The sequence below is a fragment of the Chryseobacterium soldanellicola genome (assembly GCF_900100115.1).
Taxonomy (GTDB): domain Bacteria; phylum Bacteroidota; class Bacteroidia; order Flavobacteriales; family Weeksellaceae; genus Chryseobacterium; species Chryseobacterium soldanellicola.
The window spans coordinates 543,288-561,350 of record NZ_FNKL01000001.1; the positions used below are offsets into that span (position 1 = coordinate 543,288).

General features: G+C 35.5%; 17 protein-coding genes. 1 reads left to right on the forward strand and 16 read right to left on the reverse strand.

Going from position 1 to position 18,063, the window contains the following annotated elements; genetic code table 11:
* Positions 1–25 precede the first annotated feature (25 nt).
* From BLT04_RS02290 to queG, 5 genes are all read right to left on the reverse strand, one after another.
* Positions 26–460 (reverse strand): low affinity iron permease family protein, encoded by a 435-nt coding sequence (locus BLT04_RS02290; RefSeq protein ID WP_170828412.1) that lies wholly within the window; start codon positions 458–460, stop codon positions 26–28.
* A gap of 41 nt (positions 461–501) precedes the next feature.
* On the reverse strand, positions 502–1,113 hold the full coding sequence (locus BLT04_RS02295) for a hypothetical protein (protein WP_089753283.1): 612 nt from the start codon (positions 1,111–1,113) through the stop codon (positions 502–504).
* A 172-nt stretch (positions 1,114–1,285) separates the two neighbouring features.
* On the reverse strand, positions 1,286–1,948 hold the full coding sequence (locus BLT04_RS02300) for a succinate dehydrogenase cytochrome b subunit (protein ID WP_089753285.1): 663 nt from the start codon (positions 1,946–1,948) through the stop codon (positions 1,286–1,288).
* Positions 1,949–2,087: 139 nt separating this feature from the next.
* Positions 2,088–2,771 (reverse strand): TIGR02117 family protein, encoded by a 684-nt coding sequence (locus tag BLT04_RS02305; protein ID WP_170828413.1) that lies wholly within the window; start codon positions 2,769–2,771, stop codon positions 2,088–2,090.
* A gap of 363 nt (positions 2,772–3,134) precedes the next feature.
* Positions 3,135–4,079, reverse strand: a complete 945-nt coding sequence (gene queG / locus BLT04_RS02310) for a tRNA epoxyqueuosine(34) reductase QueG (protein ID WP_089753287.1) — start codon at positions 4,077–4,079, stop codon at positions 3,135–3,137.
* A 106-nt stretch (positions 4,080–4,185) separates the two neighbouring features.
* Between queG and BLT04_RS02315 the strand changes: the two genes are divergently transcribed.
* On the forward strand, positions 4,186–4,485 hold the full coding sequence (locus BLT04_RS02315) for a rhodanese-like domain-containing protein (RefSeq protein ID WP_089753289.1): 300 nt from the start codon (positions 4,186–4,188) through the stop codon (positions 4,483–4,485).
* Between the two features lie 137 nt (positions 4,486–4,622).
* Here the strand turns inward: BLT04_RS02315 and BLT04_RS02320 are convergent, their stop codons facing one another.
* The 11 genes from BLT04_RS02320 to BLT04_RS02375 form a co-directional block, all read right to left on the reverse strand.
* Positions 4,623–5,567 carry an NAD(P)H-dependent flavin oxidoreductase gene (locus BLT04_RS02320; protein ID WP_089754196.1) on the reverse strand — a complete coding sequence of 315 codons (945 nt, stop codon included), beginning with the start codon at positions 5,565–5,567 and terminating at the stop codon, positions 4,623–4,625.
* Positions 5,568–5,831: 264 nt separating this feature from the next.
* On the reverse strand, positions 5,832–6,104 hold the full coding sequence (locus BLT04_RS02325; protein ID WP_139166201.1) for a hypothetical protein: 273 nt from the start codon (positions 6,102–6,104) through the stop codon (positions 5,832–5,834).
* Positions 6,105–6,178: 74 nt separating this feature from the next.
* A complete protein-coding gene (locus tag BLT04_RS02330; RefSeq protein WP_089753293.1) occupies positions 6,179–7,549 on the reverse strand; it encodes a peptidylprolyl isomerase in 1,371 nt (456 codons plus the stop codon).
* A gap of 87 nt (positions 7,550–7,636) precedes the next feature.
* On the reverse strand, positions 7,637–8,560 hold the full coding sequence (locus tag BLT04_RS02335; protein ID WP_089754198.1) for a PfkB family carbohydrate kinase: 924 nt from the start codon (positions 8,558–8,560) through the stop codon (positions 7,637–7,639).
* A 28-nt stretch (positions 8,561–8,588) separates the two neighbouring features.
* Positions 8,589–9,146: a gliding motility lipoprotein GldD gene (gldD, locus tag BLT04_RS02340; protein ID WP_089753295.1), complete on the reverse strand. Its 558-nt coding sequence runs from the start codon at positions 9,144–9,146 to the stop codon at positions 8,589–8,591.
* A 317-nt stretch (positions 9,147–9,463) separates the two neighbouring features.
* Complete coding sequence (gene mutY, locus BLT04_RS02345; RefSeq protein ID WP_089753297.1) at positions 9,464–10,507, reverse strand: A/G-specific adenine glycosylase; 1,044 nt, start codon at positions 10,505–10,507, stop codon at positions 9,464–9,466.
* 139 nt (positions 10,508–10,646) lie between these two features.
* Positions 10,647–11,093 carry a hypothetical protein gene (locus BLT04_RS02350; RefSeq protein WP_089753300.1) on the reverse strand — a complete coding sequence of 149 codons (447 nt, stop codon included), beginning with the start codon at positions 11,091–11,093 and terminating at the stop codon, positions 10,647–10,649.
* A 77-nt stretch (positions 11,094–11,170) separates the two neighbouring features.
* The gene (locus BLT04_RS02355) at positions 11,171–12,532 is read right to left on the reverse strand and encodes a DUF5458 family protein (protein WP_089753302.1); all 1,362 of its coding nucleotides are present in this window, start codon (positions 12,530–12,532) and stop codon (positions 11,171–11,173) included.
* A 20-nt stretch (positions 12,533–12,552) separates the two neighbouring features.
* Positions 12,553–13,101 carry a type VI secretion system contractile sheath small subunit gene (locus BLT04_RS02360; RefSeq protein WP_089753304.1) on the reverse strand — a complete coding sequence of 183 codons (549 nt, stop codon included), beginning with the start codon at positions 13,099–13,101 and terminating at the stop codon, positions 12,553–12,555.
* 155 nt (positions 13,102–13,256) lie between these two features.
* Positions 13,257–15,347 carry a M13 family metallopeptidase gene (locus BLT04_RS02365; RefSeq protein ID WP_089753306.1) on the reverse strand — a complete coding sequence of 697 codons (2,091 nt, stop codon included), beginning with the start codon at positions 15,345–15,347 and terminating at the stop codon, positions 13,257–13,259.
* Positions 15,348–15,941: 594 nt separating this feature from the next.
* On the reverse strand, positions 15,942–18,011 hold the full coding sequence (locus BLT04_RS02375) for a M13 family metallopeptidase (RefSeq protein WP_089753309.1): 2,070 nt from the start codon (positions 18,009–18,011) through the stop codon (positions 15,942–15,944).
* Between the last annotated feature and the right edge of the window lie 52 nt (positions 18,012–18,063).

An 18,063-nucleotide genomic window follows, 5' to 3' on the forward strand; every position in this document is an offset into this window, starting at 1 on the left:
TTAATTTTATTGCTGTTAAAAATAATTATTTATAGCGATCATTATTCTCATAATCCGTTGAATCTTCTTCTTTTTCTTCTTTCCTCAACAGCTTTTCTTCTTTAGAAAGTTTTCCTATTCTTTCGTAAAATTTGTGAAGCTCATCAAGTTCGTCTTCCGTTAAATCTTCGATATCAACAATTCGGTTGCTTGCTGTTTTATTGGCAGCAATTAATTCATTCAATTTTATCTGAATAGCTTTTGAATCCTTATTCTGAGCCTTCTGAATCAGGAAAACCATTAAAAATGTAATAATTGTCGTTCCTGTATTGATAACCATTTGCCATGTTTCCGAATATTTGAAAATCGGTCCTGTTGCAGCCCAAATAATCACCAACAAACTAGCACCTATAAACGCTTCTGCACTTCCGGTGAAGCAAACCGACCAATCTGAAAATCTGTCAAAAAAATTTCTTTTCATAATGTAAAAATTTTATTATTAATTCAACCGAATTTAGAAAATTATTCAAAATCCAAAAGCCCGTCTGAAAGTGTTTTCCATTGTATTTTGGAGATTCCTGCAATTCCGCCTAGTGTAATGAAGATATTTCTTATTTTATTTAAAAAACCGGTATTAAAATTTGGAGTTTCATTTCTTCCGTAAACTCCTGTCTTTAAGACGTTTCCTTCTCTTGATATGATAAAAGTCGATGATGCTTTATCGGAATAAAAGTGTGCAATATGGCGGTGCTTTTTCTTATCTGGAATTACTGAAGGCCTGCAGGTAATGATTATTTTTGCAAAATTGTCATCTTCTTCATCAAACATACTGATAATCTGCACCCAATCATATCCTTTGGCCTCTACATCACCGGGGCCGGGAATATCAATTCTTATGAAATCGCCAATTTCGGACTTCTTATCAACGAAATTTCCGTAGGCATCAAACAGTTTAAAATCCGCTGAATGCTTCCCGCAATATTTTTTCCAGTTATTTACAGATAAAAAACGTTCCTTTAAAATCTCAAATTTTTGAGACGTTATCGCTGGGTTGTCAAATGTTTTTTCACTTTCCGTATCATGAAAGCCACCTTTTTTCTGTTGTGGAACGCCGGCAATTACTTTCGCTTTCATAATTAAATTTTAATACTGCATTCAAATATATCGATCTTAAATCAGGATACTTATGAGTCAAATCATATTATTTCTTATTTATAAAATGTACTAAAAAAAGAAAAGCTACGGAAATTATCCATAGCTTCATTAAAATAATCATATTTCAATAAAAATTGTGAGGAAAATAAATTTAGCCTATAAAATGATGAAACAGCGCAATAAATATAAAAGCCGAAGGAATTATAATTGCGAAATATTTCCCAAAAACGGTTAAGCCCCGGGCATATTTATTATTAAATCCAACCGACTGCATCGAAGAATAAAACCCGTGCCACAAATGGAAACCAAGCAATACAAAAGCGCAGCAATATAAAAACGTGCGTACCGGGCTTTGAAATTTATGAATCAGTTCTGTATAATATCTCGTTTCGTTGGGAACATTCATTTCGATAAATTTATAATTAAGCTCCTGAAACCAGAAATCATACCAGTGAAGGCAAAAATAGGATAAAATCACGGCTCCGGAAATGATCATATTCCTTGAGCTCCACGAGCTGTTGGCAGAACTTGCGTTATATTTGTAACGTACAGGGCGGGCTTTACGATTCTGAATTTCCAGAATAAATCCCATTATAAAATGAAAAACAACCCCAAAAATCAATATCGGTTGCCCGATGTACTGCACCAACGGGTTATAACCCATGAAATGTGATACCTGATTAAAAAGATCCTTGCTGAGCACGGAAGTAAAATTCAGGGAAACGTGAAGCATCAGAAAACTGATAAGAAAAAAGCCGGAAAGCCCCATTGCCACTTTTCTAATGATCGAAGAATCTAGAAACTGATTTGCCATATCATACTGATTGTTAATTAGTTTTAAAAATAAAAAAGATAATATATCGATTTTATTGTAATAACAATCAGAATTTTGTAATTGGACAAAATTGAAAAATTTCTAAAAATATTTTATAAAATCTAAGATTTAATGAATATTATTTATAATGAAGAAAAATACCATAATCCGATGGTGTCCAAAGTGCGGCTTTTTGCCCGGCTGCCTTTAATGCATCATTTGCCCATGTATTACAGGTATTTAAAAAGCTGTATTTTCCCTGTGCATCGTAGAAAGCATCATTTACATCGTAGACCGCATTGGTAGAAATTAAAACAAAATTACCGTTTTGATCTCTGTCAAATTTATTTTCAACAAACTGTACCAGTTTTTTGTACTGATCTTTACTTATCATGATTTTTTTACAGTCATCACCTTCTTTCATTTCTGTGTAGTATGAGCAATGCATCGCCGATTCGCTAAGCCAAAATGCGGCTTTAAACGCTGTTGAAAACTTCAGATCTGCCCAAGTCGGAGTATCCAGATAAAAACCTTTGTCGCCCCAGCCAATGCCTACAAAATTATAATCTGTACGCTTTGATTTTGTATTTTTAAAAGGGATTTTTTGGCTCCAATCCTGCCAATCGTTTTTCACTGGCATCACAATATCGGTATGAACCCCGTTTGTATAAATATAAACAGGAATTTCTTTTTTCTGCCCGTCATCTTTTGCAGGAATTTCTATAAAAGGTAATAAATAACCTAATAAAATGTACAAAACTACAATTCCGACAATAATTCCTAAAGCTTTTATAATAAGAATCAGCATTTTTTTCACGCTCATGTTTAAGTTAAGTTTAATAAAAATTAATTGATAATTTTTCGTAAAAGTATTTGTTTTAATCGAAAAAATCATTAAATTTAGTTACGAAATATTCATAAATATGCGTAAAAATACAAAATCACAAAAAAGATTTAAAGTAAGAGTAAAAATAGCTCCTAAAAGAATACAAAAGAAACGTTGATTTTCTGAGAGATTTTGTCTCCTGAAAATCAATTTTTTATTTATAGGAAAAGGCTTTCAAAGATTCTTACTGAATAAAAATCTTAACCTCCTTAAAGCAAGAAATTTAAGGAATGGTCGTTTACCCGCTTTAGTTTTGGAATAAAAAAATTCCAGACAAGGGTTTATCACCAAAAATCTGATCTAAATTTTGTCTGAAGGTTGCTGCAGAAATTCAATATTTCTTTTTAAACCCGCAAATTTGGTCCTTTTTACCGGCGATTTTTTAAAAATTTCTGAGAATAATTCTTGGGTAAGCTCCTTCCACTCCCCTTTTTTAAAATTTCTAAGCGCTTCATTCGGTGAAAATCTGCTTTGAAGATTGGGTGCTGAAAACCTGTTCCAAGGACAAACATCCTGACAAATATCGCAGCCGAACATCCAGTCTTCCATTTTATCTTTAAAATAATCAGGAATTTCGTTTTTCAATTCAATCGTTGCATAAGAAATACACTTGCTTCCGTCAATTATTTTGTCAGAAACAATAGCATCTGTAGGACATGCATCGATACATTTTCTGCAGGTTCCGCAATGGTCGGTGGTTTCGTGATCAGAAATTAATTCAAGATCACAGATAATTTCGGCTAAAAAATAAAATGAGCCGTTTTGTTTTGTAATTAAATTGGCATTTTTCCCAACCCAGCCGATTCCTGATTTTTTCGCCCAGCTTCTTTCCAAAACAGGCGCAGAATCTACAAAAACCCTAAATCCAAATTCGCCTATTTCTTCCTGAAGATCAGCCACCATTTCGCGGAGAATTTCTTTAATTACTTCATGATAATCTTCTGCATATGCGTATTTTGAGATTTTAAAATTCTCAAATGATGAAATTTTTTCTTTGGGAAAATAATTATAAGATAGGGAAATAACGGATTTTGAACCTTCTACCAATAACCTCGGATCAAGCCTTTTATCGAAATGATTTTCCATGTATTTCATTTCGCCATGAAAATTATTCTTCAGCCACTCTTCTAGATGCCGCGCATCTTCTTCCAGAAAATCTGCTTTTGAAATCCCACAACTTTGGAATCCAAAACTTTTTGCTTTGGATTTTATCAGCTGTGAATATTTTTCGGCACTTGAATTCATGATTTTACCTTGCAAAACTAAGATTATTTTATAAATTTGTTGGACTTTATGGGGTTGAAATATTCATTCATCCATTTAATAATTTTTAACTTAAATATTTTAAACTATGTCTTTAACAGAAGTAATAAAATCAGGAAATTATGAATTAATCGACGTTCGTGAACCAATGGAACTGGAAATGGACGGCAATATAGAAGGTGCAAAAAATATCCCGTTGGGTGAGGTAGAAGATAGACAAGACGAAATTTTATCTATCGAAAAACCGGTAATTATTTTCTGCAGAAGCGGAAATAGAAGCGGAAAAGCATTGGAATATCTTAATTCACAAGGCTTAAAAGAAGGCTATAACGGCGGTGGCTGGGCCGAATTGAAGGCAAATCTGGAAGCAAATCAAGGAACTTTTTAAAGTTCCTTTTTTTATATCTAAAATTTAAAGGTCTGTGAAATCTTTAATGTAAGTTTTGGCTAAAGCCAGTTTTTGTGTTAAATTTTTAAAGCGGACTAAAGTCCGCTCTTATTGATGTTATAAATTACAATTCTTTATTAGAAATTTGGCATTTTTGTATCTTCAAATTCTTTCAAAAGATGGCTAAAAACCTCTTCTACAGGCAAAATCTCATCAATTAAGGCAGAAACTTGGCCGATTTCCAATTCGCCTTCCTCCATATCGCCTTCGAACATTCCGCGTTTTGCTCTTGCGCGTCCCAGAGATTCAATGAGAGCATCTGTATTTCTTCCCGCGTTATAGATTTCCTCTAATTCATTGAAGAATTTATTTTTAACCATTCTTACGGGCGCCAGTTCCTTTAATGTTAAATGAGTGTCACCTTCGTTTAATTCTGTTATTTTTCTTTTCCAGTTGTCGTGTGCGCTTGCTTCGACAGTTGCCGCGAAACGTGAGCCGATCTGAACGCCGTCTGCGCCAAGAATCATCGCAGCTTTCATCTGAGAACCCAAAGCAATGCCTCCCGCTGCGATCAATGGCTTGGAAATATGCTTTTTAACGTTCGGAATCAAACAAAACGTCGTAGTCTCATCTCTCCCGTTGTGGCCTCCCGCTTCAAAACCTTCTGCGACAATAGCATCTACGCCCGCATCTTCACATTTTATGGCAAATTTTGTTGATGAAACTACATGAGCAACTTTCAGTCCTTCTTTTTGAAGCGTTTCGGTATACGTTTTCGGATTTCCGGCAGAAGTAAAAACAATTTTCACTCCTTCTTCCAGAATGATTTGAATAATTTCGTCAAGATTAGGATATAGCATAGGAACATTCACTCCAAAAGGTTTATCCGTAGCATTCTTACACTTTTGGATATTCTCCCTTAAAACGTCCGGATACATGCTTCCTGCGCCGATTAAGCCAAGACCTCCGCAGTTTGAAACCGCTGAAGCCAGTTTCCAGCCCGAATGCCAGATCATTCCAGCCTGAATAATCGGATATTTAATCGTAAAAAGTTCTGTGATTCTGTTTTGTTCTGATTGCATTTGATGAAGCTTTTTAGCTGAATTAAAATCTATAAAATTGCTCATGCTGTAAAAATAATAAAAACAGTTGTTTTCAGTAAATAAAAGATATCAAAAATCATCCTAAACATGTATTTTATTTAGTTTTAAAAACATTTAAAGTATCATCAATAATGAAACTGATTTTTAAAAACTTCTGAGCCAAATCAAATAAACCTTCTTGAATTCTGTCTTCTTTTAAATCAATTGAGCCTTCCATCAATGTCAGCGGGCCAAATTTTACGCTTACATTAATTCTCTCAACTTTAAAGCATGAATATTATAGTATAATTTTCCTTCTTTAATTGTCTTATCATTAATCCATATTGAAAAAAATATTCTGCTTTTTGCATTTCGTGGAGACTGAAAATCGCTTGACCATTCCGGCTTATATATTTTCAATGCTATTGATTCTAAAATTATTTCTATTGACAGTTTAAGGCCGGCATCATTAAATCCCTTTTGAGGAATGTTTTTAATTGTTTCTTCAAATTTTTCCTTATAAAAACTGTAATCCATCATTTATTGTTTTTTAAATTAAAATATGAATTTTCACTAAAAAAAAACCTCCAGAAATTCTGAAGGCTTTCAATTTATTTTTTGATTGAATCTTTTTTCCAGCTGCTTTTAAACTGGCAAGAGTCATATCGTCCGTCTATTGATACGAAGGTAGTCGGCAATTTTGAATTCACAAACTTTTCGACCATCTCGCCTTTCTTTTTGTTGAGCGCCATTTGCTTGATTCTGTCATAATCTGTTTCCAGAGTGATCTGGTGAGCAGGAATAACCTCTTCAATTTTTACAATTTTCACTACTTTTCTCTTTCTTTCATCCTCATCATCGAAAGCAGTTGTGATGTCTCCTTTATTTAAACCTGCCAATTCGTAGCTAATTGTTCCGGGAACACTTTCTCTTTCAATTTTACTGGAGCCGTCTGATCCGGAAATCACTCCCGCATTGAATTTCGTTCTTTTATCATCAGAAAACTTGAATGCAGCATCCTTAAAAGTAATTTTTCCGTCTACGATCAATGTTCTGATACTGTCTAATTTCTTTTTAGCCGTTTTAATTTCATCATCAGTAGGCTTTGCCGCTAAAAGAATATGCCTTGCATCATAGATTTTTCCTGATCTTTTTACCAGCTGAATGATGTGATATCCAAACTCAGACTCTATAGGATCAGAAATTTCCCCTTCCTGAAGGTTCAGGGCTGCAGCTTCGAACGGCTTTACCATTTGTCCTTTAGAAATATTTTTCATCAAACCTCCATTTGGCGCCGATCCCGGATCTTCAGAATAAATTCTAGCCTGGCTTTCGAAACTTTCTCCCCCAGCAATATCCTGTTTTATTTTTTTAAGCTTATCGATGATTTCCTGCTTGTGGACTTCCGTCAACTTAGGATTCATAACGATTTGAGACAAAGAAACTTCGTCTTTAATTTCCGGCAGCTGCGCTTTATATTGAGTATAAAAATCGGTTACTTCATTTGGCGTAACATCGGCTTTTTCTGTGATTCTCTGATATTTGGCCTGTCCGTAATAAGTATCGGTATCAATTTTCTCGATAGCGTTCTTCATTTCGTAGCCGTTTCTGAACTTATAAGCCGCCAGCATTGATTTTTCGTCAGGAAACTGAGAAAGCAACTGAGTATATTTAGCATTTGCCTGCTCTTTGATCGCTGCAGAACGGTTATCGATCAGGGTATCTTTTTTAGCTTCGTAAACAAGAAGTTTATTATTAAGCAGGTTTTCAAGGAAATCACACTTATCAATATTAGAAGCTCCCTGCTGTTTTGCATAGTTCATCTGCTCATTCACGTCAGATTCCAGCACGATTTCATCACCAATTACAGCAGCAATACCATCCACTAATTCTCCCGGTTTTAGCTGAGCATTCATCATATTTGTACTGAACAACATGATGAAAATCCCAAAAAGAAAAGTGATCTTAAGTTTATTTATCATTTTACTATTTTAAACAAGTTGCAAATTTAGAATTCTTAATGAATTACACTAAATTTTTTATTATAAATATTTCTTAAAAAGACGTATTTATTGTAGTTCCACGTCGAAAGTCGTCAATTCTTTGAATTGTCTCAGTCTTCCAAACATATCAGATTCATTTACTTCCTGAATTCTTTCCGTTCCGAATTTTTCAACTGTGAAAGAAGCCATTGCCGAACCTACGATTAATGCAGACTTCATTGTCTCGAAATCGAATTTCCCTTTTTTAGCCAAATAAGCAGCAAAACCACCTGCGAAAGTATCTCCTGCTCCAGTCGGATCAAAAACATCTTCCAATGGTAATGCAGGAATTGCAAATATTTTATTATCATGGAAAAGTAAAGCTCCGTGCTCTCCTTTTTTGATAATTACATATTCAGGTCCCATTGTATGAATTTTCTTAGCTGCTTTTACCAAAGAATATTCTCCTGAAAGTTGTCTCGCTTCTTCGTCATTGATCGTGATAACGTCAGTCTTAGCAATCATATCCATTAAAATATCCAAAGCAGAATCCATCCAGAAATTCATGGTATCAAGGATAACCAGTTTCGGACGTGTGTTCATTTTTTCAAGAACTGAAAGTTGTACGCCCGGGTGAAGATTTCCTAGTAACAAAATCTCTGCATCCTGCATAGAATCAGGAATTTTAGGATCAAAATTTTCTAAAACGTTAACTTCTGTCGCTAAAGTATCTCTTGTATTTAAATCGTTGTGGTATTTTCCGGACCAGAAGAAAGTTTTTCCTTCTTTTACGATTTCGATTCCTTCAATATTTACATCTCTGTCTGTAAACATATCAAGATATTCTTGCGGGAAATCTCCTCCTACAACGGAAACAATTCCGGATTTTACGCCTAAAATTGATGAAGTGATCCCGATATATGTCGCTGCACCCCCTAAAATTTTATCTGTTTTACCAAATGGCGTTTCGATTGCATCGAATGCAACACTTCCTACAACTAAAAGTTTCATATTTTTTTCAAAGTATTTTAAAAGTAAATTAATTTTTCCATTCAAATGTGTCGAGCAGATGCTTCATATCTTTTTTGATATAATCTACTGCAGGCGCCAAAGAATCGGGTTTTGGTCTTGTGTTAAAGTATAAATAAGCCGTCACGAAATGTCTCGTGCTGTCTGTGATGTAAAACTGAAGATTGGAAGCGCTCTGCCCTTTCAGCTCATAAAAATTTCCATACACCTTTTTTTCAGGGTATTCGAAAGATTTCGTATCGATGGCGCTTGCCTTAATGGTATGTTCGTAAACCATTTTTTCGGCTTCCTGAATGTGAGCTGCAAAATCGTTTTGGATCGGATAATATGTCACAAATATCTTCGCTTTCATTTTAGGATAATTCAGATAATACCAACAAGGTTTTTTGGCATTCGTAATTGTCGCAAAATCAGAGTATTCAAATGTATAATTACAGTTTGATTCAAATTTCTGATATTTTGGTGCGGGGTATTCCAAACGCAGTTCTCCGTAAGGTTTTGGAACAGGGTCTTTCCCACATGAAAGTAAAAGCAATGAAGCAAATATAAAAATGACTTTTTTAATCATTTTGCAAAAGTACAAATTAGATTTCAGATTTCGGAAGACAAATTTCAGGATTTCAATGTGTTTTGGACTTGAATTTACCAAACTTAAATTTTATTTGTTTTAAATACAAAGGGCGCAAGGATTTTTTGACTAGTATTCGTTTTTAAGTTCGAAAAGGCGTTTGACCACGTCGAATCTTTGATTTCACTCAGCAAAGAACATCACGTTTGTCATTCTGAACGAAGCTTAGCGGAGTGAAGAATCTCAATTACAATTTTAGAGATTGCTTCGTCGCTTCTGAACTCCGTTCGCAGACCTTCAGTCTGTTCGCAATGACATCACAGAATTCTATACGCCGTATGATAGTTTTGTATATAATTTTCCAAAGGTTTTGGGAACGATTTTTCGTGAGAACCTTCAAAATCTGTAATAATATATTGGTTTTTAATGATAAAATCTTCCCAGACAGATTCAGAATCAACCTCTACGTTAAAAATTTCTATGCTTAAATTCTTGTGTGTCAGTTTATGATTAACATTTTTTACACTTTTAATGAAAGGCATTAATTCCTCAGAAATCTCAGGCGGAAATTCAAATAATTTTTTCCAGATAAAATCGTCTTTTCTCTGTTGAATTAAAAACTGCCCGTTTCTGTGAACAAAATAATATTTTAAATCTAAATCTGCAGCCTTAACTTTTTTCGTCTTAACGGGAAACTCAGAGACTTTATTTAACTGGAACGCCAGACAATCTTGATTTAAAGGGCATTCATGACAAAGAGGATTTTTTGGCTTACAGATTTCTGAGCCTAAATCCATCATCGCCTGATTGAAATCTCCTACATTTTCGGGCAAAACCAACTGCGCCAATTCAGAAAAATAATTGAAAGCCCTGGAATTTGAAATATCAAAATCATCTGCAAAAATACGGCTCAAAACACGGTAAAAATTACCGTCAACCGCAGGCATTTTGCTATCAAAACAAATACTTGAAACTGCAGCAGCCGTATATTTTCCGATTCCTTTCAGTTTCAAAATCTCTTCATAATCATGCGGGAAAACTCCATAATAATCGGTCATAATCTGTTGAGCCGCTTTGTGAATATTTATGGCTCTGGAATAATATCCTAAACCTTTCCAATACAATAAAACCTCATCTTCAGGAGCTTCTGCCAGGGTTTTGACATCCGGAAATCGTTTAACGAAATTATTATAATGATTTAATCCCTGACTAATTCTTGTCTGCTGAAAAACAATCTCACAAATCCAGATTTTATAAGGATCTTTTGTCTGTCTGAAAGGCAAATCTCTGGCGTTTTTTTTATACCAGTCCAGAAGTTTGCTGCCGATTTGTTTGAAGTCTTGATTTTCTATATTTTCCAAAGGTTTGTCTTCTACATTTTTAGATGCTTCGACAGGCTCAGCATGACAACGTTACAAATATGCTGCTATAAAACAGTCAGTATTAGAAATGTCATGCTGAGCCTGTCGAAACACTTTATTAATGCAAAGATAATTTAATTTATTTTTTCACAGAATAAACCGGCGCACCTTTTAGCCATTGATATTTAAGGTGTTTTTCTTCTGCAATAAATCGATAACCTTCCAGCTTTTTAAGATAAACATACGATGTCGAATCTCTATGAAACATCAATTGCCGGTTGGAAAGAAACTGAAACGGAAAATTTACTATAGAATCTCTCGTTGTCTTTAAAACATTCCCCGAATTTACTTTGTAGATGAAAACCGATTTTCCGCGACCTGATGATTGATCAACCAATTTAATATTTGACGAAGAAACAACCATATCGCTTCCGGCAAAACATTCCTGAGGCTTCATAATATAGGCTTGTCCTTGCTGCCTTTCGGCGGCAAAAAGGTCAATTTCATGATCTGTCTGTATTTTTTTCTCTTCACAGCTGAAAATAATGAGAAAAATCGGCAAAAAGTATCGTAACCTGCCTTTCATATTGATAATTTTAATGATTTGGTAGAAAAAAACCGATGAAAAAATTGCATCGGTTTTAGTATTTAATTTGGGTTAAATTAATCCTGAATATATTCAGCATCCCATTCGTTACCATCATCTCCTTTGTGTCCGTCTAATTTAATAACGAAACTTTTTGTAGGGAAATAAGGCGTCAAACGGATATCCAGCCAAACTCTGTCTTTATTGACTTTATCCTGCTCGAAACGAACGATTTTGAACTTTTCAATCAGTTTATCAGCACCTTTGATCCCGTCTAAGAAAGTAACAATTTGTCTTCTTAAATCGTCTTCATTTCTTGCATTCCAGTTTTCGAAGGCTCTTCTGTTTAGGAAATCTAGCAAAACTTTTGTTACATAATCAAATACACGCACGACAGAATAGGTCTGAAGCCCGATATTGTCTCCCGTAAACAAGGTTTTTGCAGAGAACGCCATGATTTTACCATATTCATTAACCATAGGAACCAATCCCATTTTTTCAAGCTGAGAAATTTCACTTTTCTTTAACTCAAATTTTACGGCATCAACCTCGTTAATGTTACCATGCTTTTTGCCCGCAGCAACCTGAGACATCAATGTTTTGTGGATTTTTCCTGCTAATGAAGTGGAAGGCGGAAGCTCTACGTTTTCTTCTTCACCCACTTCTTCGGCTTTTCCACGGCCAATAAGCCAGTTACACGTCATAATTACGTTACTTCTGTGCAATTCACCCCCAGTAAGGTTTGCAGAATGGAATAAATCTACAACATCGTCCGGTTTATCAAGATTTGCGAAATCCGTAACCATCATTACTTTGTTTTCGTTACAGATCTTCGCCCATTTTTCAATGACTTTATTTGATCCCAAATACCCAGGAATTGCCAGGATAGAATAGTTATCTCTAAGATCTAAACGGTCATAATAATTCTTGAATTCTTCAGCAATCGCGTCGATAAACAAAGGATTATCCAAATCTGAAACCTGATCTAAACTTGCATTCACAATACTTACATTGTCAACTTTGTCAAGCTCGGTATTTTTGTAGAATTGAGCGACCGTTCTGTAGTTTGTTTCTAACTGACGAACAGTGTCCAACGTATTTTTTAGATTTGATTTTAAGTTTTGATCGGCTGCCTGCGCTTTAGATTTGCAGGTATCAGCCATTTTATCAGCAGATTCATTTCCTTCTAAAAGTTTCACCCAAAGGTTAATTTTTTGAAGCAATTCTTTTCTTTCGTCTGATTTATTTGCGTCGGTAAGGAAAATTTCTTTCCTTGCTTTTCTTGTAGGGTTCATGTTGGCGATGCCATCCACAACAGACTCCACAAAACCGAATCCTCCTATTTTGTTGAGCTCGGCAAGCGGATTCCCTTTCGGTTGTCCTGATTGCTGCTGCTGACCTTGTTGCTGGCTTTCTGCCGGTTGTAATTTACTATCCATGATTAAGGTAAAGTCTTTAATTATTTTTCAAGTTCTTGTGCCACTTCTTTTAATACTTCCACAAACGCAGCTCTTGACTGCTCGTTTTCCAGCATATTACGCAGAATTTTATTTGTTTTCAGCTGGCGCACGATTTTGTTGTACTGTTCCTGCTCCATGCTGAGCTGCTGTAAATAATTTGATTTCTGGGTAAGAATTTTGGGAGTGAAGTCCGCAAGATTTTGAAAACGGAACTCCTCTTCGACCACACTGCCGTCTTCTGTTTCGTGCTGTACGGTTACAGAAGGCTGGAAATGTTTGAAGACGTCGTCCACAGTTTTTAATCCTGTTACAATTTCAGGTACATATGTTTCGTCTGTCGTAAGCTGGCTCACAATCAGTGATTTATTCTCCTGAATTTCCTGAATAGCTTCATTAGCGTCTACTTTTACCTCGTTTCCGCCAACACCATAATTAAACATTGCCATATTATTATTATTTTGAGATTTCTGATTTTGGTGTGAATTGTCTTTATCTGAATCAAATAGCTGACCAATCCAATGTTTAAATTTAAAAAAAAACTGTAACATACAAAATTTTGTTAAGATTTTTCTTGAAATATTTAATTTTAAAGATAATTAATAACGTAAAATCACATTTTACGATATCACTAAACTATGAAAAAATAAATAAAAAAACGCATCATTTCTGACGCGTTTTCTTTTCTAACAATTTTTGGCTTGTCTTACCAAATTTTTATTCTGTCCTCCGGGGCTTTATACATTTTGTCTCCGGGCTTTATGTCAAATGCTTTGATGAATGCATCCTGATTTACCAGCGGACCAAACGCCCTGAAAGTGCCGGGAGAATGCGGGTCTGTCTTCACCTGATTGGTCATATACTGGTCGGTAGATTTTGTTCTCCAAACCGTTGCCCAGCTCATAAAGAACCTCTGATCCTGATTAAACCCACTGATCAATCCCGGATTTCCGTGATCTTTAAGGTACATTTGAAGGGCGTCGTAAGCCACTGCTACTCCACCTAAATCACCGATATTCTCACCACTTGTGAATTTACCGTTTACAAAACTTCCTTTTACAGGCTCGTAAGTGCTGTATTGAGCTGCTAGCTGCCCCACTTTTGCATCGAAGTTTTTACGGTCTTCGTCTGTCCACCAGTTATTTAAATTTCCGTCACCATCGAATCTTGAACCGCTGTCGTCGAATCCGTGAGAAATCTCGTGACCGATAACCGCTCCAATTCCACCGAAATTAACCGCAGCATCAGCTTTTGGATTGTAAAAAGGTGGCTGAAGGATCGCAGCAGGGAAAACGATCTCGTTGTTTGAACCATTGTAGTAAGCATTTACCGTCTGCGGAGTCATCCCCCATTCTGTTTTGTCAACAGGTTTTCCTACTTTATCTAAATTTTTCTGATATTGCCAAGCGGAAACATTCTGAAGGTTCGAATATAAAGTTGCACCCTGAGCCGGAGATTCTACCTTTAAGAGAGAATAGTCTTTCCATTTGTCAGGATAAGCGATTTTTACGGTGAATTTTGACAGTTTTTCCTGAGCTTTTACTTTTGTGGCAGGAGACATCCAATCCATATTGGCGATATGGGTCTTAAATGATTTTAAAATGTAATCAATGTAAGTTTCCATCTGCTGTTTGGCCTCCGGAGTGAAATATTTTTCAACATACAATTTCCCGAAAGCTTCTCCAAGAACGCCATTGACAAGAGAAAGGCCTCGTTTGTCCATCGGACGCTGCTCTTTCTGACCCTGAAGATATTTTGAGTAAAAATCAAATCTGATCTGCTCTAAATTTTCATCTAAATTAGAAGCATTACCATTCACCAAATGATATTTCAGATAATCTTTTAACAATGGAAGGTTTTTCTGAGTCAGAAACTGATCCATATTTTGGTAATATTTCAATTCTCCGATAATCACTCTATCAGTTCTTACTCCAGCATCTGTCAGATATTTTGCAAGGTTGACATTTTTAACTAAGCCTGGTAATTCAGATACATTTTTTGGATTATATCTTAAATTGGCATCTCTGTTTTGCTCAAGAGTCAGTAAATAATTGGCTAATTGTTTTTCGAAATCAACTACATTTTTCGCTGCTGCATCAGAATTTTTATAGCCTAAAACGCCAAATAATTTTCCGACATAGTTTTGATATTCGGCTAATGTCTTTGTATTGGCCTCGTTTACTTTCTGATAATAATCTCTTCCCAGACCAAGGTCCGGACCGCCAAGATACACTGCATTCATTTTAGAATTCTTCATATCTGCGCCCACTCTCCAGCCGTAAAAGGAATTGTCACCTAATTTTGTGGCTTCAAGCAAATATTTCTGAAGATCATTCACATTTTTGATCGCATCAATTTTCGCCAAATCTCCCTGAATCGGCTTCAAACCGTCTGCATTTCTTTTGCTCGTATCCATAAAAGATGCATATAGATTCTGGATTTTTTCACCTTCAGAACCTGCATCATATTTTTCAGATAAAATTTTGTTTAAGATATTTAAAGAAGCATCATCCACATTTTCTCTCAACGCATTGAAAGATCCCCAACTTGCTTTATCAGAAGGAATCTGAGTGGTTTTTACCCAATTTCCGTTTACATAGCTGAAAAAATCATCCTGCGGACGAACACTTTTATCCATATAAGATAAATTGATGCCCTCCTCTTTTGCTTCTTCTTTCGGAAAAGTCACTTCTTTCATTGGCTCAGATTTTTGAGTATTTGCAGTTTTTGCCGTACCACACGAATTTAAAAATACCAGGCCCGAAAGAGCGAGTATTCCAATATTTAGCTTTTTCATTTAAAGATAATTTTTGATTTACACCAACTTATCAAATATACGAATTAAGTTATAAATGATTAATCATAATTGATAAATGAACTTGAGTTATTGGTCATAAGTTGTGATTATGATGAAAATAGTATGTGTAAAGTTTAAGTTTTGGCTAAAGCCTTTTTTGAAATTTTAAAATTGAAAACGGGTTAAAGCCAGTTCTTATTGATCTGAATAAATTTGTCATTTCCCTAGTGTTCAAATGAAAGACTGAAACCCTAGCCCTGATCGGAGCATTTGTTTGAGCTCATTTTCTGGGTTTCTGCGCGGCGGCTTTGCCGCCGCGCAGAAACCCAGAAAATAGCGAGTGCGGAGAGCAGGAAAAAGCTTCAAATAAAAAATAAAACAGCTTTTCGATGTAATCAAATTGCTCCTTAAAATAAATAAAAATAACAATTCGATGAAGTCAAAAAGCTTCAAATAAAAAATAAAACAACTTTTCGATGTAATCAAATTGCTCCTTAAAATAAATAAAAATAACAATTCGATGAAGTCAACAGCTTCAAATAAAAACAAAAAAACCGCTCATTTCTGAACGGTTTTACTATTATCATCTGATGATTACCAGATTCTGATTCTTTCTTCAGGTTTTTTGTATAATTTGTCACCTTCTTTAACGTCGAATGCTTTGTAGAAAGCTTCAACATTTGTTAACGGACCAAAACTTCTGAAATATCCCGGAGAGTGCGGATCTGTTTTCACCTGGTTTACCATGTATTTTTCACTAGACAATGTTCTCCAAACTGTTGCCCAGCTTAGGAAAAATCTCTGATCTTGCGTATAACCGCTGATCGGGCCAGGATTTCCTTTATCTTTCAGATACATTTGTAAAGCGTCGTAAGCGATATTTACTCCACCTAAATCAGCGATATTCTCACCGTTTGTGAAGGTTCCGTTTACGAAAGTTCCTTTTACAGGCTCATACTTATCATACTGAGAAGCAAGAGCTTTTGTTGCTTTTTCGAAATTAGCTTTGTCTTCCGGCGTCCACCAGTCTACCAGGTTACCGTCTGCATCGAATTGTGCTCCTGAATCATCAAATCCGTGGCTCATTTCGTGACCGATAACGGCACCGATTCCACCAAAATTAACGGCAGCATCAGCTTTAGGATTGAAGAAAGGCGGCTGAAGGATCGCAGCAGGGAAAACGATCTCATTATTTACCGGATTGTAGTAAGCATTTACGGTTTGAGGAGTCATTCCCCATTCTGATTTATCCACCGGCTTTCCGATTTTAGCTAAATCTTTATTGTACTGCCATTCTGCAACATTCTGAAGATTAGCGTATAAAGTTCCTCCTTTAGCTTCAGAAGTGATATTTAATTTAGAATAATCTTTCCATTTGTCAGGATAAGCAACTTTTACAGTGAATTTATTCAGCTTTGTCATTGCTTTTTCCTTTGTTGTAGCAGACATCCAGGCTAAGTTATTGATATGCTGGGCAAAGCTTTTCTTTAAATAGCTTATCAATTCCACCATCTGCGCTTTAGCTTCTGCAGGGAAATATTTTTCAACATATAATTTACCGAAAGCCTCACCTAGAGAGCCATTGATCAGCTCATAGCCTCTTTTGTTAAGTGCTCTCTGCTCTTGCTGGCCTCTTAAATATTTACCATAAAAAGCAAATTTCATATCGCCTAACTTTTCGCTTAGGTAAGAAGCGCTTCCGTGGATCATGTGGAACTTCAGATAATCTTTAATTACAGGAAGATTTTCAGCACTTACCAATTTATCAAAATCTTTATAATATCCTATTTCTCCGATGATTACTTTATCTGTAGTTACACCTACTTTTTTCAGATAAGCAGGAATGTCAACCCCTTTTACCAATGTAGAAAGCTCAGCCATTGTTCTTGGATTGTACTGAAGCGTATTATCACGGCTCTGCTCGTTTGTAAGATAGGTCTTGGCGATGCTTTTTTCGTAATCAACAATCCCTTTTGCGGCTGCATCAGCATTGGTGTATCCCAATTCTTTTAACATTGAAGCCACATATTTCTGATATTCAGCAAGAGCTTCCGTGTTTTTCTCATTCACTTTCTGGTAATAATCTCTTCCTAAACCAAGAGATGCATTTCCTAAGTAAACGGCATTCATTTTAGAATCTTTAAGATCGGCATCTACACCCCATCCGTAAAGAGTATTTTCACCTTCTTTCGTTACAGAGATCAAATAATTCTGAAGATCCGTAAGATTTTTGATGGCATCGATTTTATTGATGTTTGCCTGAATAGGCTTGATTCCGTCTGCATTTCTCTTCTCCATATTCATATAGGTAGCATAAAGATCCTGAATCTTTTTACCTTCAGTTCCTGCTTCAAATTTATCTTTTAAAAGAGAATTTAAGATGGTCATTGAATGGTTGTCTGTATCGTCTGCCAATTTATTAAAACTACCCCATGTTGGTTTATCAGAAGGGATTTTGGCTGTTTTCATCCAGGTTCCGTTCACATAGTTATAAAAATCATCTTGAGGACGCACAGATTTATCCATCAAGCTAAGGTCCAAGCCTTTATCCGTCGCTTTATCTGCAAGAGCCAAAGCTGCTTTATTCGATTTAGACTGAGCCGCCACTGTGTTCAGCGAGCAAACTCCGGCTAATAAAAATAAAGAAAGTGTTAGTTTTTTCATTATGATAACAATTTATACAATATGTATATTATTTATTTTATTTGTTACGTTT

Bases quoted from the DNA above. Each gene is read 5' to 3' on its own strand.
- BLT04_RS02290 (WP_170828412.1), bottom strand. From the start codon at position 460: ATGAAAAGAAATTTTTTTGACAGATTTTCAGATTGGTCGGTTTGCTTC.
- BLT04_RS02295 (WP_089753283.1), bottom strand. From the start codon at position 1,113: ATGAAAGCGAAAGTAATTGCCGGCGTTCCACAACAGAAAAAAGGTGGC.
- BLT04_RS02300 (WP_089753285.1), bottom strand. From the start codon at position 1,948: ATGGCAAATCAGTTTCTAGATTCTTCGATCATTAGAAAAGTGGCAATG.
- BLT04_RS02305 (WP_170828413.1), bottom strand. From the start codon at position 2,771: ATGAGCGTGAAAAAAATGCTGATTCTTATTATAAAAGCTTTAGGAATT.
- queG (WP_089753287.1), bottom strand. From the start codon at position 4,079: ATGAATTCAAGTGCCGAAAAATATTCACAGCTGATAAAATCCAAAGCA.
- BLT04_RS02315 (WP_089753289.1), top strand. From the start codon at position 4,186: ATGTCTTTAACAGAAGTAATAAAATCAGGAAATTATGAATTAATCGAC.
- BLT04_RS02320 (WP_089754196.1), bottom strand. From the start codon at position 5,567: ATGCAATCAGAACAAAACAGAATCACAGAACTTTTTACGATTAAATAT.
- BLT04_RS02325 (WP_139166201.1), bottom strand. From the start codon at position 6,104: ATGGATTACAGTTTTTATAAGGAAAAATTTGAAGAAACAATTAAAAAC.
- BLT04_RS02330 (WP_089753293.1), bottom strand. From the start codon at position 7,549: ATGATAAATAAACTTAAGATCACTTTTCTTTTTGGGATTTTCATCATG.
- BLT04_RS02335 (WP_089754198.1), bottom strand. From the start codon at position 8,560: ATGAAACTTTTAGTTGTAGGAAGTGTTGCATTCGATGCAATCGAAACG.
- gldD (WP_089753295.1), bottom strand. From the start codon at position 9,146: ATGATTAAAAAAGTCATTTTTATATTTGCTTCATTGCTTTTACTTTCA.
- BLT04_RS02350 (WP_089753300.1), bottom strand. From the start codon at position 11,093: ATGAAAGGCAGGTTACGATACTTTTTGCCGATTTTTCTCATTATTTTC.
- BLT04_RS02355 (WP_089753302.1), bottom strand. From the start codon at position 12,532: ATGGATAGTAAATTACAACCGGCAGAAAGCCAGCAACAAGGTCAGCAG.
- BLT04_RS02360 (WP_089753304.1), bottom strand. From the start codon at position 13,101: ATGTTACAGTTTTTTTTTAAATTTAAACATTGGATTGGTCAGCTATTT.
- BLT04_RS02365 (WP_089753306.1), bottom strand. From the start codon at position 15,347: ATGAAAAAGCTAAATATTGGAATACTCGCTCTTTCGGGCCTGGTATTT.
- BLT04_RS02375 (WP_089753309.1), bottom strand. From the start codon at position 18,011: ATGAAAAAACTAACACTTTCTTTATTTTTATTAGCCGGAGTTTGCTCG.